Source organism: Mesorhizobium sp. CA14, from assembly GCF_020165195.1.
GTDB lineage: Bacteria > Pseudomonadota > Alphaproteobacteria > Rhizobiales > Rhizobiaceae > Mesorhizobium.
In genome coordinates this window covers 326,647-345,144 of sequence record NZ_JAIUHR010000003.1, presented here as the reverse complement: position 1 = coordinate 345,144, position 18,498 = coordinate 326,647, and the positions used below count along the sequence as shown (strand labels likewise).

The window sequence follows — 18,498 nt, the reverse complement described above, 5'->3', positions numbered from 1 at the left end:
CGGTTGCAACCGATCGGCGCCACATTGCCGAGACACCATGGTCGACACACCCTTCCGCGCCGAGGCGGATGGGAGCAGTATAGCTCGTTCGTTGCGGATGAAGGCGATGCTGGAAGTCCCTGAGGATCGCGGCGCCCGACACCGGCTTTTCAAGACTATCGACGACGCCTTCAAGGCGGGTGACTTCGAAGGGCTTGGCAAAGCGCTGGGCGGCTCGGAGCGCTGGTTCGACGAGAGGATGCCGTTCGAGCTCGGCCTTGGACATCCGCTGGAATACGCGATCTACTGGAGTCCGGCCGCCTTCATCGCCGCGCTTCTCGATGCAGGGTCGAACCCGAATTACGAGGATCCTGCCGGCTTTCCCTCGGTCATCGCAGCGTTGTCGACACAAAGGCCGGACCGGCTGGACGTCATCCATATCCTGCTCGAGCACGGTGCCGACCCGGACATGCGCGGCGTGAACGATTGGACGCCGCTGCACTATGCAGTGTGCCGGCGCGACGCCGAGGCGATCCGTCTCCTGCTCCTGTCAGGCGCGGACCCCTCACTGAGGACCCGCATCGACGACTATGAGACGGCCCTGGAAGGCGCCGAGCAGGCCGGCTTCGAAGCCGGCGTCTTTCTGTTGCGCGAGGCGCTGAACAACCGACGCGTATGACGTTGCGTAGCGCGGCCCGCCGCCGTCATACTGCCTTCAGCTTGGCCATGAAGCGTTTTGCGTTGGCCACATAGTGGGCGGCCGAGACACGCAGCCGCTCGATCGCCGCTTCGTCCAGCGTTCTTATCACCTTGGCGGGCGAGCCGACGATCAGCGAATTGTCCGGGAAAATCTTGTTTTCCGTGACCAGCGCGCCGGCGCCGACCAGCGAGTTGTTGCCGATCCTGGCGCCGTTCAGCACGATGGCGCCCATGCCGATCAGGCTGTTGTCGCCGATCGTACAGCCATGCAGCAGCGCCCTGTGGCCGATCGTGCAGCCTTGGCCGATGGTCAGCGGAAAGCCCGGATCGGTGTGCATGATCGTATGCTCCTGCACATTGGTATCGGCGCCGATCGTGATGGGCTCGCCATCACCGCGGATGGCAACGCCGAACCAGAAGCCGGCATTGCGGCCGATCCGGATATTGCCGATCAGCGTGGCGTCCGGCGCAATCCAGTTCGTATCGGCATCCTCGAACTCAGGCGCTTTCCCATCGATCGCATAAACCGGCATTGTTCGTCTCCGAATCGTCTCAACCAGCGAATTCGAAGGACCCTAAGTTCTCGGTCGTCCAGGATGCAATGGCGATGAGCACGACGCCGAGCGCCAGCGCCCAGGCGATGGCCGTGCAGCCGCAAGACAACAGCGCCATCGTGCCGATGCGCCCTTCGCGCCGGGCGGCCAAGGCCTCGTTGGTGAGCATGAACGGCCCGGCGCAGGCCGTTGCCGCGAGCGAGCGCAGGATATGGACCGGCGAAACATAGGGTTCGGCAAAGGCCAGGCGCCGGCCGGATAGCAGTTCCATGGCCGATCCGGCCAGTCCGCAAGCCGTGACGCCAACCGCAAACGCGTAAAGAACAAGCACAACGGGATCCACGTTTACCAACCGTTTACCATGAAAACGCACAGTCGTGCCAACGCGCTGCAAGAGCTATGCCGCGCCGGCTGTGCCGCCGAAGGACAGGTGGACGGATCGGGGAAGAGCGAATGAGAGACGCAACCGCTGCCGAGAGCCCGGACTTCGAGGTCGTCGATTCGACCCTGATGAAGCGGGTCTTCTACATCTTCGCGGCACTGGCGCTGCTTTCGGTGGCGATCAGCGTCGGCGGCAAATGGCTTGGACGGTCAATCGCCATGGCCGGCTATACGGATGACACGACGGTGCGCCAGATTGTCATGGGCAACAATCTCATCAGCGTGCCGGCAAACTTCATCCGCTTCGACCAGGCCAGGCGCGACGGCATCGCCTCGCGGCTCGATCTCTATCTGCGCTATCCCGAGATGGACGGCTACAGCGCGGCCGCGCGCGACGACTTCAACCGTACGACGACCAGGAAGATCATCTTCCTGTCGTTCGAACCGCGGATGATGTCGCGCGACATGAGCGGCCGCTTCGCGCCGATCTACAGCGCTCTGATCGAAAAACCGGGCACGCCAGGTCCGGCCGGAACGACGGTTTACGCCTTTACGGAAAAATCAGGCTATCTCAACGAGGTGCTGGCCGTCGCCGAACGTCCCGGCAAGGATCCCTTCGTCGCCCGCTGCTTGAGCGGTCCGAGCGCGGAGCAATCGCTGGCGCCCTGCGAGCGCGACATCCAGGTTGGCGACGATCTCAGCCTCACCTACCGGTTTCCGCGCGAGCTGCTCGCGAACTGGCCGGCGCTCGACGCGGCGATTGCATCCAAGGTGGCGAGTATTCTGAAGACTGGGCACTGACGCTTGGCGGCTAGCCGAATATCCAACTAGATCATTTCGGTGCGCAGCCAGCGCTTCAAACCGGCAATCTGGCTCAACGGTTCGATTTCACGGGCGCCAACATACAATCTGGCATCGGGCCGACAAGGCGCGCTAATGGTCAGGCATGACCGATCTGAAGCCTTCCTATCTCGCCTTCGACCCCGCCAGCCGCCGCCTGCGTCTCGACCCGCACGAGCCAGCCTTTGTGCAGAATCCTTATGAGACCTACGCCTTCCTACACGGCACTGCCAACGCGTTCTTCTGGGAAGACTACGGCTTCTGGTGCTTTGGCGGCTTCGACGACGTCAACCGGCTGCTGCGCGACCGCCGTTTCGGCCGCCAGAATCCGGCGGGGATTCCTGACAGCCGGGGCGTCGGCGACGACCGCTCGCACCTCGCGGCCTTCGACGCCATCGAGGCCAATTCCATGCTGGAGCTCGAGCCGCCGGTGCATACGCGGCTCAGAACGCTGGTCAATCGCGCCTTTGTCTCACGCCAGGTCGAGCGGCTCAGGCCACGCATCGAAGCTCTGGCCAACGAGCTGGTCGACCGCTTCGAGCCAAACGGCGTCGACCTTCTGCCCGCCTACGCCTCGCCCTTGCCGATCACCATCATCGCCGAGATGCTCGGTGTGCCGGTCGAGATGGGGCCGCAACTGCTCGACTGGTCGCACCGGATGGTCGCCATGTACATGCATGGCCGCACGCGCGAGACCGAAGAAACGGCGAACCGCGCCGCGTGCGACTTTTCCGATTTCCTGCGCGGTTACGTTGCCGAGCGGCGCAAGAGGCCGGGCGACGATCTGCTGTCGCTCTTGATCGAGGCCCAGGACAACGGCCAGAAGCTCTCGGAAGACGAGCTGGTATCCTCGGCGATCCTGCTCCTCAATGCCGGCCATGAGGCGACCGTGCACCAGACCGGCAATGCGGTGCGCTCGATCCTTGCGCAAGGCGGCGACCCGCGGCGTTTCTTCGCAACGCCTGAGAAAAACGTCGCGACCGTCGAGGAATGCCTGCGCTTCGACGCGCCGCTGCATATGTTTCTGCGCTATGCCTATGAGGAGATGGAGGTTTCGCCGGGTATCCTGGTCAAGCCCGGGGAGATGGTGGCGCTGCTGCTCGGCATGGCCAATCACGATCCCTTGGCCTTTGCCGAGCCCGACACCTTCAGCCCGGCCCGAACGGACCAGAAGAACGTCTCCTTCGGCGCCGGCATCCATTTCTGCATCGGCGCGCCGCTGGCCAGGCTGGAGTTGCAGGTATCGCTGAAGACGCTGTTCGATCGGCTACCTAATTTGCGCCTGGCGGAGACGCCGCGCTTCCGCGACAGCTATCATTTTCATGGACTGGAGAAGTTGGCTCTGGCGTTTTGAGGCCTCACGAACTTCGTCATCCTTGGGCGTAGTGACGCGGAGCGGAACGAAGACCCAAGGATTTATGCCGTGACCTGGGCGAAAGGTGCAAACGGAGCAGAATTCTAGATCGCGGCAATGCCTCGACATCACGGAATGGATCCTCGGGTCTGCGCTGCGTCGCTACGCTCCTTGCTTCTCCCGTGGACGAAACGATAAGCGCCTCAGGAAGCGGAGGCACTTCAAAGCTTGATCACATATTCCTTGCGCGTCGTCTCGAGCACTTCCCAGGTGCCCTTGAACCCTGGGCGCAGCACGAAACTGTCGCCGGCCCGCACGGTGCGCGCCTCGCCGCCGTCCTCGGCGATCACCGAGACGCCGGAGAGGATGTGGCAGAATTCCCATTCGTCATAGACGATGCGCCATTTGCCCGGTGTCGCTTCCCAGATGCCGGCATAGAGGCCACCGTCACGCTCCTCGACGTTCCAGTTGCGGAATTTCGGATCGCCCGACAGCACGCGATCCGGGGCCGGCGCGCCGGCCTCCGGTTCGACGCTTTCGACATTGACCGCAACAAAGGCCGACATATCAGACCTTGCCGAGCGCCTGTTCGAGATCGGCGACGATATCGTTGACGTCCTCGATGCCGATCGACAGCCGCACCGTATCCGGCCCGGCGCCGGCCTTGACCTTCTGCTCGTCGGAAAGCTGGCGGTGCGTAGTCGAGGCCGGATGGATGACCAGCGATTTGGTGTCGCCGACATTGGCGAGGTGCGAGAAGAGTTCCAGCGCCTCGACGAATTTGACGCCGGCCTCGTAGCCGCCCTTGAGGCCGAAGGTGAAGACCGCGCCCGCGCCCTGCGGCGAATATTTCTTCTGCAGCGCATTGTTCTTGTCGCCGGGAAGGCCGGGATAATTCACCCAGGCAACCTTGGGATGATTGGAGAGCCAGCCCGCGACGCTCGCCGCGTTGTCGCAGTGGCGCTGCATCCTGAGCGGCAGCGTTTCCAGGCCGGTCAAAAGCAGGAAGGCGTTGAAGGGCGAGATCGCGGCGCCGATGTCGCGCAGGCCAAGCACGCGCGCGGCAATCGCGAAGGCGAAGTTGCCGAAGGTTTCGTGGAGGACGAGACCGCCATATTCGGGACGGGGCTCCGACAGCATCGGATATTTGCCCGACTTCGACCAGTCGAAGGTGCCGCCGTCGATGATGCCGCCGCCGATCGAATTGCCGTGGCCGCCGATGAACTTGGTCAGCGAATGCACAACGATGTCGGCGCCGTGCTCGATCGGCCGCACCAGATAGGGCGAGGCCAACGTGTTGTCGACGATCAGCGGCAGGCCGTGCTTGCGGGCGATGTCGCCGATCTTCTCGATGTCGACGAAGACGCCGCCGGGATTGGCAAGACTTTCGATGAAGATCGCCTTGGTCCTGTCGTCGATCTGGCTCTCGAATGCTGAGGGATCGATCGGATCAGCCCAGCGCACCTCCCAGCCGAAATTCTTGAAGGCATGGCCGAACTGGTTGATTGATCCGCCATAGAGCTTGTTGGCGGCGATGAAATTATCGCCGGGCTGCATCAGATTGTGGAAGACCAGCACCTGGGCTGCATGGCCGGAGGCGACGGCAAGCGCGGCGGTACCGCCTTCCAGCGCGGCAAGGCGCTCCTCGAGCACCGCCTGCGTCGGGTTCATGATGCGGGTGTAGATGTTGCCGAAGGCCTTCAGCCCGAACAGCGAGGCGGCATGGTCGGCATCGTCGAAGACATAGGACGTGGTCTGATAGATCGGCGTAGCGCGGGCGCCGGTTGCCGGGTCGGGCTTTGCGCCGGCATGAACGGCTAAAGTGTTGAAGCCGGGCGTACGGGTCATCGAAACCTACCTCTCCTGATCTTTCGAAAATCGCCGGGCATTCTTGGCGAAGCGCGGCCGGGAATGCAAAGAAGAAAATACCTTTCGGGGCGCGATTTGCGACGAACGCCGGGAAAAATCCAATTCTTCCCGGAATAATTTTGCGCGAACTACCGCATGCTTATTTCTGTCTTACGCCAAAGCTCTGAAATCCCTGGCGCATCAAAGGCTTTTTCGACGACAACACGCCGGAGTTGACGCCGGTCCAGCCGATCTCGCCCGACAGCTTGCCATATTCGATCTTGGGACAGCGGTTCATCACCACCTTGATGCCGGCGGCCTCGGCGCGGGCGGCGGCCTCGTCGTGACGAACACCAAGCTGCATCCAGACGACCTTGGGCAGCGGGTCAAGCTTCAGCACCTGGTCGACGATGCCAGGCACGGCCGCCGAGCCTCGAAAAATATCGACCATTTCGACCGGATGCGGCAGATCCGCCAGGCTGGCATAGACCGTCTGTCCGAGGATCTGCTTGCCGGCATGACCGGGGTTGATCGGCAGCACCGAAAAGCCTTTGGCCAAGAGGTATTTCAGCACGAAATAGCTTGGCCGCACGTCGTTGGGCGAGGCACCGACCATGGCGATCGTCCTCACTGAATTCAGGATGCCGGCAATGTAGGCGTTATCGTAGTTATCGTGATTCATAGTTCGTCCTCATACAGCGCTTCGGCGAGAAAGGCAGCCGGATCGCTGCAGAAGTCGCGCATCATGCGAAAATGATCGGTGTCCCAGAAATCGATCGGGTCGAGGCCGAAGCGGCTGATGCGAAAGAGCCTTGCATTCGGGCAAGCCATCAGCAGCGGCGAGTGCGTTGCCATGATCACCTGTGCGGTGCCGGATTGCTCCATGCGTTGAAGCAGTTTGAGCAGTTCGATCTGGCGCGTCGGCGACAGCGCGCTTTCGGGCTCGTCGAGAATGTAGATGCCCTGCCGCCGGCAGCGCTCCTCGAAGAAGCGGATGAAGCCCTCGCCGTGCGACCAGGAGAGGAAATCGGGCGGCGCCGCCCCGGCATCTAGCGCTGCTTGGTCGAGATAGCGCGACACGGAATAGAAGGATTCGGCTCGAAAGAACCATCCAGCGGTGACTTTGGGTAGCCAGTGGGCGCGAAGCGTGGCGCCAAGCGCAGCACCGCTCTTGTCGACGGCACGCGAGTGATCGACGGGCATGTAGCCCTTGCCGCCTCCCGCCTCGTCATAGCCGGCCAATGCTCCGATCGCTTCCAGCAGCGTCGATTTGCCAGTGCCGTTCTCGCCGACGATGATGGTGATGGCCGAAGTGAATTCGAACTCGAATTCGCGGTCGCGGAAGATCGGCAGGCTCCAGGGATATTGCTCCCAGTCGACAACACGCGACGGCTCAAGCAGGATACGCTTGAGGTAAGGCGCTTTGAGCCGTGTCAGTTGCTTGCGGGCAGCCACGTCGAACCTTCAGCGATAGAACCGCACGGCTCCGCTCAAACCGGCTACTCGTCGGTCCATTCCGGCTTGCGCTTGCCGATAAAGGCGCCGATGCCTTCCTCGGCGTCGCGGGCCAGCATGTTTTCCACCATCACGCGGCCGGTATAGGCATAGGCGTCGGCCAGCCCCATTTCGGCCTGAGCGTAGAACGCCTCTTTGCCGGTCTTGACCACCAAAGACGATTTTGAGGCAATGGTTTGCGCGTATTTGTTGACGACCTGATTGAGATATTCGCGCGGCACGATGCGGTTGATCAGGCCGAAATCCTTGGCGGTCGCGGCGTCGATCGTCTCGCCGGTGAGCAGCATTTCCATCGCCTGCTTGCGCGAGACGTTGCGCGACAGCGCCACCATCGGCGTCGAGCAGAACAGGCCAATGTTCACGCCAGGGGTGCAGAAGGTCGCTTCGTGCGAGGCGATGGCAAGGTCGCAACTCGCGACCAGCTGCAGGCCGGCGGCGGTCGCAAGACCGTCGACCTCGGCGATCACCGGCTTCGGATGGCGCACGATGGTCTGCATCAGCGTTGCGCAGGCCGCGAAGGTCTTTTCGAAGAAGGCCTTGCCGCGGTCCGGCTCGGCGCGATGCGCCGTCATCTCCTTGAGGTCGTGACCGGCGCAGAACACTTTTCCCGACGCCGCCAGGATGATGACGCGCACGGATTTGTCGGCCTTCACGCGGTCAAACTCGGCCTGCAGCGCCGCCATCGTCGCCAACGACAGCGCATTAGCCGGCGGGCTGGCGAGCGTGAGGCGCAGGATGCCTTTGTCCTGGCTGACAAGAACGGGGCCGTCGGCGACGGCGGGCTTGATGGCAACGACTTCAGCCATTTCTAAACCTCTCGATCAGCGCTCGCGGCTTATGGAGCAACAGAACTACCATGCTGCCGGTTGAAGAACAGCCGCGAGGCGTGTTTTCTCCGTCGCACCTTTTGGTCCAGGCATATCGCCCGGAGCTTGCCATTCATATAGGACGCCGCCATGCCCGCCCAAAGCGATCTGAAGCCAATGCTCAACGCGGCAGAAGTCAATGCGCTGATGGCAAGCGTCTATCCGCAACTCAACGACAATTTCATCTCCTATGAGGCGATCGATGTTTTTCCGGGCGGCTGCACGGTGCGGCTCAACGCCGACGAGCGGCATCTGCGTCCCGGCGGCACGGTCTCCGGTCCGGCGCTGTTCACACTGGCCGACATCGGCGGCTATGTCTGCGTGCTCAGCCATGCCGGCCCGGACGCGCTTTCGGTGACGGTCAACCTCGACATCAACTTCATGCGCAAGGCCGAGGCCGGTCCGATCGACGGCCATTGCCGCATCCTGAAGCTCGGCAAGAGCCTGATGGTGTTCGACATCGATATTGTCGCCGGCCCGGACGGACACACCGTCGCGCACGCCACCGGGACTTATTCGATTCCGAGGAAGCGAATAAGCGATAGGCCGGGCTGACGTCTTGCCGGAACTCCCCAGTCGATACGTTCGTTCTGCGGCATGCCTGATGTTACAACCTACCTTGCCTTTGTCGGCGCCGTGCTCGCCTATCAGCTTTCTGGTGTCGGTCCCGACATGATGCTGGTGATCAGCCGCGGGGTCGGACAAGGCTGGCGCCACGCCTTGGCGACCGCGGCGGGCTGCGTGTCGGCCGGCGTCGTCCAGATTCCATTACTGGCAATGGGGCTTGCCTCGCTGATCACATCCTCTCCATCTCTTTACAGCTTCCTTCAGATTGTCGGCGCCATCTATCTGATCGCCATCGGGATCAAATTCCTGTTGGCCCGTCGGCCGGGCAAAGATGGCGGTGTGTCTACCTTTGTCGAGACGAGCAGTATCCCAGCCGCTTTCCGGCAAGGCATGATCTGCAATCTCACCAATCCCACGACGCTTGCTTTCATGCTAGCGGTGCTGCCGCAATTCGTTCATTCCTGGGTCGGTTCGCCTGCACTGCAGTTCATTATTCTCGGTACGACAATGAAGATGATGGGACTGGTTGTCCTCAGCGCTGTCGCGTTGACCTCCGGCGCGGTTGGCGGCTGGCTGGCGCGCCGAGGCACGTTCCTCGTTTGGCAAGAAAGGCTGGCAGGAGCGTTGATGGTCGCTATCGGCGTCAGGCTTCTTCTTGCCGCCACGACCGGGCGGCGGTGAACGAAAGAAGCTGTTTTGATAACCGGGCATGAGGTAAAATAATACCATATCAGTTAGTCATTGAATTTACACATCTTTTCGCGGCCTTAAACCGCAATCGATGCTTGACGCACCAAGCGCCCTCGCCTATAAGCCCTCCCGAAGCAGCGGCCCGCAAAGGCCGCCGTTTTGTTATTGGCGGGGTGTCTCCGGTCCTTCCGTCAATCCAAGCAACAAAAAACCCCTTCTCCTGTCCCTCCTGGACGGGAAAGGTCAACCTGAGAGCAAAACCATGGCTACCTTTTCGCAGAAGCCTGCGGATGTGGTGAAGAAGTGGGTGCTGATCGACGCCGAAGGTCTCGTCGTCGGTCGTCTGGCCACTGTCATCGCCAACCATCTGCGCGGCAAGCACAAGCCCACCTTCACCCCGCATGTCGATGATGGCGACAATGTCATCGTCATCAATGCCGACAAGGTGGTGTTCACCGGCAAGAAATACACCGACAAGGTCTACTACTGGCACACCGGCCATCCCGGCGGCATCAAGGAGCGCACCGCGCGCCAGCTGCTCGAGGGCCGTTTCCCCGAGCGCGTCGTCGAGAAGGCCGTCGAGCGCATGATCCCGCGCGGCCCGCTTGGCCGTCGCCAGATGAAGAATCTCCGCGTCTATGCCGGCGCCGAGCATCCGCACACCGCCCAGCAGCCCGTCACGCTCGACGTGGCCAAGCTGAACTCCAAGAACAAGAGGGCCTCGTAATGGCTGAGCTTTCCTCGCTCGCAGAACTCGGCACCGTCGCCGCGCAGCCGGCCGCGCCCGTGCATGTCCAGAAGCTCGACAAGTCGGGCCGCGCCTATGCCACCGGCAAGCGCAAGAACGCCATTGCGCGTGTCTGGGTGGAGCCGGGCTCCGGCAAGATCACCGTCAACGACAAGGAATTCGCGACCTATTTCGCGCGACCGGTGCTGCAGATGATCCTCAACCAGCCGATCGTCGCGGCCAACCGCGCCGGCCAGTACGACATCGTCGCCACCGTCATCGGCGGCGGCCTCTCCGGCCAGGCCGGTGCGGTGCGTCACGGCATCTCCAAGGCGCTGACCTACTATGAGCCGGGCCTGCGCTCGGTGCTCAAGAAAGGTGGCTTCCTGACCCGCGACAGCCGCGTGGTCGAGCGCAAGAAGTACGGCAAGGCGAAGGCCCGCCGCAGCTTCCAGTTCTCGAAGCGCTAAGAAGCGCTTGGGGCCAAGTTCTCGAAGCGCTAAGCGCTGCGAAGTCCAAGCATGTCGAAAAGGCCGCCTCCGAGCGGCCTTTTTGTCACCAGTGCCCGGCCGGCGTTTTGATATAGTCAATGAAGGCGCGCAGCGGCGCCGGCACCAGCCGCCGCCCTGGGTAATAGAGGAACGGCCCCGAGAAGCTTTGCCACCACGGCTCGAGCACAGGTTCCAGGACGCCGCTGTCGAAATACGGACGTACCCAGTCCTCGAAGAGCCAAAGAATGCCGACGCCGGCGATCGCCGCATCGACGGCGAGATCGACGCCGCCGCCGATGCTGACGACCAATGGCCCCGTGGTATCGACCCGCACCACCTCGCCGTCGCGCTCGAACTCCCAGGGGGTCATGACCCCGCTCGGGAAGCGGCCGCGTATGCACGCGTGCCCAAGCAGGTCACGCGGGTGTTGTGGCCGGCCATGCCGGTCAAGGTAGGACGGCGCGGCGGAGGAGGTGAAGCGCTGTGCCCGCGGCCCGATCGGCACCGCAATCATGTCCTGCTCCAGCCGCTCGTCATAGCGGATGCCCGCATCGCAGCCGGCCACCAGCAGGTCGATAAAGTTTTCCTCGGCGATCACCTCCAGCCGGATGGCCGGATATGCAGCGAGAAATCCCGGAACAATCTTCGGCAGCACCAGCCGCGAGGCGCTTATCGGCACGTTGAGGCGCAAGGTGCCGGCAGGCCGGTCGCGAAAGCCGTTCACGACGTCGAGCGCAGCCTCCACCTCGCCGAGCGCGGGGCCAAGACGCGCCAGCAGGCTGGCGCCTGCCTCGGTCAGGGCAACACTGCGTGTAGTACGATTGAAGAGCCGCACACCAAGTTGTGTTTCCAAACGGCGGACGGCTTCGCTGAGCACCGACGCACTGCCTGCGGTCACGCGGGCCGCTTCGCGAAAGCCGCCGGCGCGTGCGACGGCCATGAATGCCTGGAGATCGTTGAGATCAGCCGCCATTGTTCTTATTTCCGCACAGGTCGTGCCGGTTATACCCGGTTATCAGGACAGCAGCCATCCCTTATCTCCCTCCCCGACAGCGAAGGAGAGCAACAATGTCCAGTGTAGACAAATCCGGTACTTATAAACTCGGCGACCGCTCGGTGTATCGCCTCGGCTATGGCGCCATGCAGCTTGCGGGCAAAGGCGTGTTCGGTCCACCGAAGGACCATGACGCGGCTATCTCCGTGCTGCGCGAAGCGGTGGCGCAAGGCGTGAACCACATCGACACCAGCGATTTCTACGGCCCGCACGTCACCAACAAGCTGATCCGCGAGGCGCTGGCGCCCTACCCCGACGATCTCACCATCGTCACCAAGATCGGCGCACGCCGCGGCAGCGATGCCTCCTGGCTGCCGGCCTATTCGCCCAAAGAACTCACGCAGGCTGTGCACGACAATCTGAGCAATCTCGGACTCGACGCGATCGAAGTGGTCAATCTGCGCATCATGTTCGACGCCCATGGCCCCGCCGAAGGCTCGATCGAAGCGCCGCTGACAGCGCTGGCCGAACTGCAGCGCAAGGGCCTGGTGCGCCATATCGGCTTGAGCAACGTCACCCGCGCGCAGATCGCGGAAGGCCGAAAGATCTGCGACATCGTCTGCGTGCAGAACCAGTACAATCTGGCGCACCGCGACGACGACGCGCTGATCGACGAACTGGCGCGCGACGGCATCGCCTATGTGCCGTTCTTCCCGCTCGGCGGGTTCAGCCCATTGCAGTCGTCGACGCTATCCGGCGTGGCGGAACGGCTCGGCGCGACGCCGATGCACGTTGCGCTGGCCTGGCTGCTGCAGCGCTCACCGAACATCCTGCTTATCCCGGGCACGTCATCGGTCGAGCATCTGCGCGAGAATCTGGCGGCGGCGGAGCTGGAGCTGTCGGGGGATGTGCTGCGGGAATTGGAGGGCGTGGCGAAAGCGGCGTGAGGTCGGCGCCGTCACCCCGCCCGCGCCTGCGGCGCGACCTCCCCATCAAGGGGAGGTAGGGCGCCGAGCCATACGTTCGAAGGTCCGCTTGGTCTCATCGACTTCGCAGGCGTCCAGCGAAGAGGAGTTCGCACAACGCTCTACCTCCCCTCGATGGGGAGGTCGGCGCGAAGCGCCGGGTGGGGTGAAGCACCAACGCCAGCTAATTGATACTCGCCGTATGCGCCGGCTCAGCCTGCTTGATGCCCGTCGCATACGGCACCCTATAACCATTGGCCATCAGCCACCCGATCGCCGCTTTCGGCTCGTCGGTCTGGATGATGGTGACGCCATGGTCGACCCAGAAACCCCAGGCTTCGCGCGGCAGGCCGGCGGCGACGGCAATCTCGTCGCCGCGCCCGCCGGCAAGGAAGCCGCCCGGCTTATTGACGATCGCATAGGTGTCGGCCCAAAGGTGCCAGTCGCCGCGGGCCGCTTCCGCCCGTATGTGGTTGCCGAACAGCGGCCCGCCGGTCGGCGTCAGCGTCTCGGCGCCGTTGCGCCAGTTGATCAATTCGATGGCGCGCGGCGCGAACGCCTTGTCGACCTCGCCAGCGAAGGCGGCATCGTGCACGGCGTCGTCGGCGAGGATCGGCATGAATTGGAAGCCGCCGCCGGCCTTCGCAAGTGCTGCGCTCGCGGCATCGATGCGCTGCCGGTTCCAGAGATTCTCCTTGACGATCACCTGATCGGCCATGCCGAGATCGCGCGCCTCGGCGATCATGCCCGGCAGGTCCATCACCTCCAGCTTGTTGTCGAGATTGATCAGGATCCTGTCCCTGGTCGTCAGCAGCATCTCGCGCAGCGTCGACACCGTCTCGTTGGTGACGGCGCCCGTGCCCTCGATGACCAGCCGGCATTTCTTCAACTCGGCAAGCGTGTAGTTCGCCACTTCGCCCTTACAGGTGGTCGTTCTGTCGAGCCAGCTGTCATGCATGATGACGAACGCGCCGTCTTTCGCGCGCCTCACGTCGACTTCGACGATCTCGGCGCCGATGGCGATCGAGCTTTCGACCGCGGCCAGCGAATTCTCGGCGTAGAGCATCTTGCCGGCCTGCATGCTGCCGGCGCGGTGCGCGGCGATCATCACATGATCGCGCCACTGGTTGGCATGCTCGAAGCGGTCGAGGATCTGGCTGGCCCGGCTTTCACCGGCTAAGCTTTGCCCCGCAACTGTGGCAAGGGCAGCGGAAAAGGCAAGGCTCAGCCAGAGTGTTCGCATCGGGGAATCGCTCCGTTCCGGGTTGAGACCCGGTTAGGCGATGCCCATGACAGGGCAGTGAACGAAGCCGGCTAGTTTTTGGATCAGATCCGCTTCGAAAGGCGGCGGAACCAGGCCAACGCCGGCATTTCGACGAAGCGCCAGGTGAACCAGGACGCGGCGATGACGGCGATCAACATAGCGATCAAAGCCGCGAAGCCGATCCAGGGCGAGCCGGTGCCGAAGCCGGTCGCATGGTCGCCGCGCAGCATCAGGTCGCCGACGATGCCGAGCCCGAGCTTGCGTTCGATCAGGCCGCCGACATTGATCATGCGGGCCTGGACGAAGATGTGGACCATGTAGATCGAATAGGAGAGCGAGCCGAGCAGCAGCATCGGCCGGCTGCGCAAGGCCACGCTGACCCACCCGCCCTCATGCGCAAAAAGATAGAGCGCCAGAGCGAAGACGACCGGCGCCGCGATGCCGATGTCGTTGGTGTCGGCAAGGGAAACGAACAGCGCGATCCCGGCGATCATCGCCAGCTCGGCCAGGGTCCAGGCGAGGCGCCCTGCCCCGCCGCCGAGCGCCTGTCGCGCCTCTGCAATGGAACCGTGCTGAAACCAGGCAAGCAACGCGCCGAGCGAGAAACCGTAAAGGCAGCGGATGAAGCCGAAATCGAAGGACACGTCCATATGACGCGTCGAGACCGCGAGCAGGAAAAGCGGCGCCGTCACGGCTGCGGCGACGAGCCATATCCAGGCACGCTGGCCGGCGGTGAAGACGACGGCGGCAAAGAGCAGGTAGGTGAAGAACTCGGCCGAAATGCTCCAACTCGGCGCGTTCCAGCTCAGATGATCCTCAACCCCCATGCCTTGCAGAAGGAAGAGGTTGGCGACGAGGCTCTTCAGGTCGAAGCCTCCGGTGAAGGGAGCCGGGCCCGTTCCGTGAAGCGCGGGCAGCACGAGCCGCAGCGCCTCGAAGCCGGCGAAAGCGGCAAGCATCAGGACATGCAGCGGGTAGATGCGGCCGAAGCGCACCAATGCGAACCGGGCAAGGTCGTCCTGCTCGTTCAGCCGGCTGCCATAGGCGCTGGCAATGACGAAGCCGGAGAGCACGAAGAAGAAATCGACGAACAGATAGGAGCCGCCGACAAAGGCGCTCTGCGACACTATCGAGGTGGTCGGGAAGTGGAAGAGCGCCACCAGCAGCGCGCAGATGCCGCGCCAGGAATCCAGCACCAGGAAACGCTCGCCGGCCGTCGTGCCGACGCGGGTCGCGGCGGGCGCGGATGCAAGATTGAGCAAGCCGGTCTCAGCCATAATGATACAGATCCTGTGTTGCCGTGGCACTCGCCGAGCGCCGTTTCGTTTCCGCAAGCTGTGACTGGCATGTTGCGTGCCGGTTCTGTAGTTGTGGCTGCCCGATGAGAACCGAGGACCCGCAATGGCGAATAAAGAGATCGACCACGCCTTCACCGCCCGTTCGAAAACGGGGGCGGCACTTGAGCCAGCCTATTCCGGTGCGCTGTCGTTCATGCGGCGCAAATACACCAAGGACGTGAAGGGTGCGGACGCTGTCGTGTGGGGCATTCCTTTTGACGCCGCAGTCACCAATCGGCCGGGCGCCCGCTTCGGGCCGCAGGCGATCCGCCGCGCCTCGGCTATCCTCGAGAACGATCCGCAATACCCTTTCTCGCGCGACCTGTTCGAACCACTCGCGGTGGTCGACTATGGCGATTGCCTGCTTGACAGCGGCAACCATCAGAAGACCCCCGGCGCGATCGAGCGCGAGGCGGCCAAGATCCTGAGATCGGGCGCTTTCCTTCTGACGCTCGGCGGCGATCATTTCGTCACCTGGCCGCTGCTCAAGGCGCATGCCGCGATCCACGGGCCGTTGGCGCTCGTTCAGTTCGACGCGCATCAGGATACCTGGCCGGATGACGGCAAGCGCATCGATCATGGCTCCTTCGTTGCCCGTGCGGTGAAGGAGGGCATCATCGACCCGGATCGCTCGATTCAGATCGGCATCCGCACGCATGCGCCCGACACGTTCGGTATCAAGATCCTCTACGGCCATGAGGTGGAGGAGATGCGGGCTTCGGATATCGCCTACGCGATCGTCGACCGGACTGGCGGCAGAAAGACCTATCTCACCTTCGACATCGACTGCCTCGACCCGGCCTTCGCGCCAGGCACGGGCACGCCGGTTGCCGGCGGTCCATCGTCTGCCAAGATGCTCTCGACGCTGCGCCAGCTCGGCCAGGTCGATATCGTCGGCGCCGACGTCGTCGAGGTTGCGCCTGCCTACGACCATGCCGATATTACGGCGATCGCTGGATCGATGATCGCCATGCACTATCTGGGCCTCGTGGCCGAACGAAAGGTGCGGCTCGAGGATCTGAACAACGGCACCCATGCCGTGCTACAAAGCGCGCACGGCATATAGGGCTGAGATCGCAAGGAATTTGGCAACCGATGAAACCGAAAATCTTCATTGACGGCGAGCATGGCACGACAGGCCTGCAGATCAGGGCGCTGCTTGCCGATCGCGGCGACCTGGAGATCATCTCCATTCCCGCCGACCGCCGCAAGGAAGCCGCAGCCAGGGCTGAATTCCTCAATGCCGCCGACGTCGCGATCCTTTGCCTGCCGGATGCGGCGGCCAAGGAAAGTGTGTCGCTGATTGCGAACGATACGACAAAGGTCATCGACGCTTCGACCGCGCATCGGGTGGCTGAAGGTTGGGAATATGGCTTCGCCGAAATGGACAAGGACCAGGCGAAGAAGATCGCCAGCGCGAAACGCATCGCCAATCCGGGCTGCTGGCCACAAGGGCCGATCGCGACGCTGCGGCCGCTGGTTGCGGCCGGCCTGCTGCCTGCCGACTTCCCGGTCACCGTCAACGGCATCTCCGGTTATTCCGGCGGCGGCCGGCCGATGATCGAGGATTATGTCAGCAAGGGCGAGGACGCGCCGGAGTTCCTGCCGTACGGGCTGACGCTGCAGCACAAGCATGTGCCGGAGCTCCGCACCTATGCAAAGCTGTCGCACGACCCGATCATGCAGCCGGCAGTGGGCAATTTCGCGCAGGGCATGATCACCGTGGTGCCGCTGCAGCTCGGCGGTCTCGACCGCGTTCCGACCGGCGCCGAGCTTCACGCGGCGATTGCCGACCACTATGCGTCGATCGATGGCGGCGTGGTCGAGGTCGCGCCCTATACACATGTGGAGCGCATGCCGGAGATCGACCCCGAGGTCTATAACGGCACCAACCGGATGAAGGTCTATGTGTTCGCCAATGACGAGAGGGCGCAGGCACTGCTGATGGCCGTCTACGACAATCTCGGCAAGGGCGCGTCCGGCGCCGCGGTGCAGAACCTGGACCTGATGCTCGGCATCAAGCACTGAGTAGTGCAAGCGTTTGCCGAGCGCTGGAAGGTCAGCGCTCCCGAACTCATTCGGACAGACGCCACGCACCATCCTCGACCATACGATCGCCTATGGGCTGCCTATCAGCCGCTTGGCATCGCGAGGACAAGAATGCGGTCGACGAGAACCGCGAGCTGGCCGTCGCCGATGCCGTTCAAAAGGTCCGCCTCAGCTCCTGACGCTCACCTTCGTCGGCAACGGATAAGCGCCCTTGGTGCCGCGCCAATGCGCGGCGGCGAAGCCGAGCAACACAAGCGCGATCGCCTGATGCGTCAACGCCATGTGCAGCGGCACCTGCATCAGCAGCGTGCCGATGCCAATCGAGCCCTGGACGACCACCAGCGCGAACAGAAGCGTGGCCCGGCGGGCATGGGTGGTGCCGGGCTGGCGCCTCCACGTCGCGATCATATGCCAGAGCGCCACGACAAAGATCGTGTAAGCGCCTAGCCGATGGACGAACTGCACCGTCTTCGGGTTTTCAAAGAAGTTCAGCCAGGCGGGCTTCAGGAGAAGCAGATCGGACGGGATCACCTTTCCATCCATAAGCGGCCATGTGTTGTAGGAAAGGCCCGCGTGCAGCCCGGCGACGAGCCCGCCGAGATAGATCTGGATCAGCGCCAAAAGCACGATGAAGCCCGCGAGCCGCTGCGTCGACCGGTCGGCGGCGGGCTCCGAATGAGGCGCCAGGCCGCGCGCGACCACCATGGTGGCGGTGAAGATCAGCGCAGCGAGCGTCAGATGCGTCGCCAGCCTGTATTGGCTGACCGAGACACGGTCGGCCAGGCCCGAAGCCACCATCCACCAGCCGATGGCGCCTTGCAGTCCGCCGAGCAGAAGGACGCCGAGGAGCTTCAGCCCGAGGCCTCGTTCGATGCGGCGCGTCGCCCAGAAGAATAGCAACGGCAAGGCAAAGACGACGCCAACGCTGCGCGCCAGGATGCGGTGCGCCCACTCCCACCAGAAGATCGACTTAAAGTCCTCGACACTCATGCCCTTGTTGATCTCGGTATATTGCGGGATCTGCTGGTAGCGCTGGAACTCTTCCTGCCATTCGGCGTCGTTGAGCGGTGGGATGACGCCGTGTATCGGCTGCCACTCAGTGATCGACAGCCCGGAGCCGGTGAGACGAGTGGAACCGCCGACCAGCACCAGCGCGAACAGCACGAGCAGCACGATGTAGAGCCAGCCGCGCACCAAAGCGCGGTTGTGGCGGTCGCGGTCGCGTGCAGCATAGGGGGCTGTGGCGGTGATGGCAGCCATTTCGCTCTCCCGGCGGTTGAAACGCGCGATTGGTGGACCAAGGCCGCTCAACTGGCAAGACTGGACAGCGCGGCACGCCGTCGCGCCGGGCCGCGACGGTTGCGCGCTCTCGTCATTC

The 18,498-nt window shown here is 63.2% G+C and carries 21 protein-coding genes; 10 read left to right on the top strand and 11 right to left on the bottom strand.

Going from position 1 to position 18,498, the window contains the following annotated elements:
- Window positions 1-106: 106 nt before the first annotated feature.
- Window positions 107-658, top strand: coding sequence for an ankyrin repeat domain-containing protein (locus tag LB565_RS05985; protein WP_224582230.1), 552 nt, complete (start codon window positions 107-109; stop codon window positions 656-658).
- A 25-nt stretch (window positions 659-683) separates the two neighbouring features.
- Here LB565_RS05985 and LB565_RS05980 read toward each other — a convergent pair whose 3' ends face one another.
- Entirely contained in the window at window positions 684-1,211 is a 528-nt protein-coding gene (locus LB565_RS05980; RefSeq protein WP_224582229.1) for a gamma carbonic anhydrase family protein, read from the bottom strand.
- 19 nt (window positions 1,212-1,230) lie between these two features.
- Window positions 1,231-1,563 carry a DUF6949 family protein gene (locus LB565_RS05975; RefSeq protein WP_411970609.1) on the bottom strand — a complete coding sequence of 111 codons (333 nt, stop codon included), beginning with the start codon at window positions 1,561-1,563 and terminating at the stop codon, window positions 1,231-1,233.
- A gap of 122 nt (window positions 1,564-1,685) precedes the next feature.
- Here LB565_RS05975 and LB565_RS05970 point away from each other — a divergent pair, with 122 nt between their 5' ends.
- A complete protein-coding gene (locus LB565_RS05970; protein WP_224582227.1) occupies window positions 1,686-2,414 on the top strand; it encodes a hypothetical protein in 729 nt (242 codons plus the stop codon).
- Between the two features lie 145 nt (window positions 2,415-2,559).
- Window positions 2,560-3,807, top strand: coding sequence for a cytochrome P450 (locus LB565_RS05965; protein ID WP_224582226.1), 1,248 nt, complete (start codon window positions 2,560-2,562; stop codon window positions 3,805-3,807).
- Window positions 3,808-4,028: 221 nt separating this feature from the next.
- Here LB565_RS05965 and LB565_RS05960 read toward each other — a convergent pair whose 3' ends face one another.
- From LB565_RS05960 to LB565_RS05940, 5 genes are all read right to left on the bottom strand, one after another.
- The gene (locus LB565_RS05960) at window positions 4,029-4,373 is read right to left on the bottom strand and encodes a cupin domain-containing protein (protein WP_224582225.1); all 345 of its coding nucleotides are present in this window, start codon (window positions 4,371-4,373) and stop codon (window positions 4,029-4,031) included.
- A gap of 1 nt (window position 4,374) precedes the next feature.
- A complete protein-coding gene (locus LB565_RS05955) occupies window positions 4,375-5,655 on the bottom strand; it encodes an O-acetylhomoserine aminocarboxypropyltransferase (protein ID WP_224582224.1) in 1,281 nt (426 codons plus the stop codon).
- A gap of 160 nt (window positions 5,656-5,815) precedes the next feature.
- Window positions 5,816-6,337: a CoA-binding protein gene (locus LB565_RS05950; RefSeq protein WP_224582223.1), complete on the bottom strand. Its 522-nt coding sequence runs from the start codon at window positions 6,335-6,337 to the stop codon at window positions 5,816-5,818.
- The gene (locus LB565_RS05945) at window positions 6,334-7,110 is read right to left on the bottom strand and encodes an AAA family ATPase (RefSeq protein WP_224582222.1); all 777 of its coding nucleotides are present in this window, start codon (window positions 7,108-7,110) and stop codon (window positions 6,334-6,336) included. Before LB565_RS05945 ends, LB565_RS05950 begins: the two co-directional genes overlap by 4 nt.
- A gap of 44 nt (window positions 7,111-7,154) precedes the next feature.
- On the bottom strand, window positions 7,155-7,976 hold the full coding sequence (locus LB565_RS05940) for an enoyl-CoA hydratase (RefSeq protein WP_224582221.1): 822 nt from the start codon (window positions 7,974-7,976) through the stop codon (window positions 7,155-7,157).
- 150 nt (window positions 7,977-8,126) lie between these two features.
- Between LB565_RS05940 and LB565_RS05935 the strand changes: the two genes are divergently transcribed.
- The 4 genes from LB565_RS05935 (at window position 8,127) to rpsI (ending at window position 10,490) form a co-directional block, all read left to right on the top strand.
- Window positions 8,127-8,591: a PaaI family thioesterase gene (locus LB565_RS05935; protein WP_224582220.1), complete on the top strand. Its 465-nt coding sequence runs from the start codon at window positions 8,127-8,129 to the stop codon at window positions 8,589-8,591.
- Between the two features lie 42 nt (window positions 8,592-8,633).
- On the top strand, window positions 8,634-9,284 hold the full coding sequence (locus tag LB565_RS05930) for a LysE family translocator (RefSeq protein ID WP_224582219.1): 651 nt from the start codon (window positions 8,634-8,636) through the stop codon (window positions 9,282-9,284).
- 271 nt (window positions 9,285-9,555) lie between these two features.
- Window positions 9,556-10,020 (top strand): 50S ribosomal protein L13, encoded by a 465-nt coding sequence (gene rplM / locus LB565_RS05925; protein ID WP_040983169.1) that lies wholly within the window; start codon window positions 9,556-9,558, stop codon window positions 10,018-10,020.
- Complete coding sequence (rpsI, locus tag LB565_RS05920) at window positions 10,020-10,490, top strand: 30S ribosomal protein S9 (protein ID WP_224582218.1); 471 nt, start codon at window positions 10,020-10,022, stop codon at window positions 10,488-10,490. Before rplM ends, rpsI begins: the two co-directional genes overlap by 1 nt.
- A gap of 85 nt (window positions 10,491-10,575) precedes the next feature.
- On the opposite strand, the gene LB565_RS05915 is transcribed toward rpsI, so the two are convergent.
- On the bottom strand, window positions 10,576-11,484 hold the full coding sequence (locus LB565_RS05915; protein ID WP_224582217.1) for a LysR family transcriptional regulator: 909 nt from the start codon (window positions 11,482-11,484) through the stop codon (window positions 10,576-10,578).
- Between the two features lie 95 nt (window positions 11,485-11,579).
- Here LB565_RS05915 and LB565_RS05910 point away from each other — a divergent pair, with 95 nt between their 5' ends.
- A complete protein-coding gene (locus tag LB565_RS05910) occupies window positions 11,580-12,452 on the top strand; it encodes an aldo/keto reductase family oxidoreductase (RefSeq protein ID WP_224582216.1) in 873 nt (290 codons plus the stop codon).
- Window positions 12,453-12,654: 202 nt separating this feature from the next.
- Here the strand turns inward: LB565_RS05910 and LB565_RS05905 are convergent, their stop codons facing one another.
- Complete coding sequence (locus LB565_RS05905; protein ID WP_224582215.1) at window positions 12,655-13,713, bottom strand: glycerophosphodiester phosphodiesterase family protein; 1,059 nt, start codon at window positions 13,711-13,713, stop codon at window positions 12,655-12,657.
- Between the two features lie 83 nt (window positions 13,714-13,796).
- Window positions 13,797-15,011: an acyltransferase family protein gene (locus LB565_RS05900; protein ID WP_224582214.1), complete on the bottom strand. Its 1,215-nt coding sequence runs from the start codon at window positions 15,009-15,011 to the stop codon at window positions 13,797-13,799.
- Window positions 15,012-15,135: 124 nt separating this feature from the next.
- Here LB565_RS05900 and speB point away from each other — a divergent pair, with 124 nt between their 5' ends.
- Both speB and argC read left to right on the top strand, forming a co-directional pair.
- Window positions 15,136-16,137, top strand: coding sequence for an agmatinase (gene speB / locus LB565_RS05895; protein ID WP_224582213.1), 1,002 nt, complete (start codon window positions 15,136-15,138; stop codon window positions 16,135-16,137).
- A 29-nt stretch (window positions 16,138-16,166) separates the two neighbouring features.
- Window positions 16,167-17,099 (top strand): N-acetyl-gamma-glutamyl-phosphate reductase, encoded by a 933-nt coding sequence (gene argC / locus LB565_RS05890; RefSeq protein WP_224582212.1) that lies wholly within the window; start codon window positions 16,167-16,169, stop codon window positions 17,097-17,099.
- A 189-nt stretch (window positions 17,100-17,288) separates the two neighbouring features.
- Here the strand turns inward: argC and LB565_RS05880 are convergent, their stop codons facing one another.
- Window positions 17,289-18,380: a COX15/CtaA family protein gene (locus tag LB565_RS05880; protein ID WP_224582211.1), complete on the bottom strand. Its 1,092-nt coding sequence runs from the start codon at window positions 18,378-18,380 to the stop codon at window positions 17,289-17,291.
- Between the last annotated feature and the right edge of the window lie 118 nt (window positions 18,381-18,498).

Coding starts and splice junctions, on each gene's coding strand:
- argC (WP_224582212.1), top strand. CDS start 16,167: ATGAAACCGAAAATCTTCATTGACGGCGAGCATGGCACGACAGGCCTG.
- LB565_RS05935 (WP_224582220.1), top strand. CDS start 8,127: ATGCCCGCCCAAAGCGATCTGAAGCCAATGCTCAACGCGGCAGAAGTC.
- LB565_RS05930 (WP_224582219.1), top strand. CDS start 8,634: ATGCCTGATGTTACAACCTACCTTGCCTTTGTCGGCGCCGTGCTCGCC.
- LB565_RS05985 (WP_224582230.1), top strand. CDS start 107: ATGCTGGAAGTCCCTGAGGATCGCGGCGCCCGACACCGGCTTTTCAAG.
- LB565_RS05900 (WP_224582214.1), bottom strand. CDS start 15,011: ATGGCTGAGACCGGCTTGCTCAATCTTGCATCCGCGCCCGCCGCGACC.
- LB565_RS05960 (WP_224582225.1), bottom strand. CDS start 4,373: ATGTCGGCCTTTGTTGCGGTCAATGTCGAAAGCGTCGAACCGGAGGCC.
- LB565_RS05970 (WP_224582227.1), top strand. CDS start 1,686: ATGAGAGACGCAACCGCTGCCGAGAGCCCGGACTTCGAGGTCGTCGAT.
- LB565_RS05940 (WP_224582221.1), bottom strand. CDS start 7,976: ATGGCTGAAGTCGTTGCCATCAAGCCCGCCGTCGCCGACGGCCCCGTT.
- LB565_RS05905 (WP_224582215.1), bottom strand. CDS start 13,713: ATGCGAACACTCTGGCTGAGCCTTGCCTTTTCCGCTGCCCTTGCCACA.
- LB565_RS05915 (WP_224582217.1), bottom strand. CDS start 11,484: ATGGCGGCTGATCTCAACGATCTCCAGGCATTCATGGCCGTCGCACGC.
- speB (WP_224582213.1), top strand. CDS start 15,136: ATGGCGAATAAAGAGATCGACCACGCCTTCACCGCCCGTTCGAAAACG.
- LB565_RS05950 (WP_224582223.1), bottom strand. CDS start 6,337: ATGAATCACGATAACTACGATAACGCCTACATTGCCGGCATCCTGAAT.
- LB565_RS05880 (WP_224582211.1), bottom strand. CDS start 18,380: ATGGCTGCCATCACCGCCACAGCCCCCTATGCTGCACGCGACCGCGAC.
- rpsI (WP_224582218.1), top strand. CDS start 10,020: ATGGCTGAGCTTTCCTCGCTCGCAGAACTCGGCACCGTCGCCGCGCAG.
- rplM (WP_040983169.1), top strand. CDS start 9,556: ATGGCTACCTTTTCGCAGAAGCCTGCGGATGTGGTGAAGAAGTGGGTG.
- LB565_RS05965 (WP_224582226.1), top strand. CDS start 2,560: ATGACCGATCTGAAGCCTTCCTATCTCGCCTTCGACCCCGCCAGCCGC.
- LB565_RS05980 (WP_224582229.1), bottom strand. CDS start 1,211: ATGCCGGTTTATGCGATCGATGGGAAAGCGCCTGAGTTCGAGGATGCC.
- LB565_RS05910 (WP_224582216.1), top strand. CDS start 11,580: ATGTCCAGTGTAGACAAATCCGGTACTTATAAACTCGGCGACCGCTCG.
- LB565_RS05955 (WP_224582224.1), bottom strand. CDS start 5,655: ATGACCCGTACGCCCGGCTTCAACACTTTAGCCGTTCATGCCGGCGCA.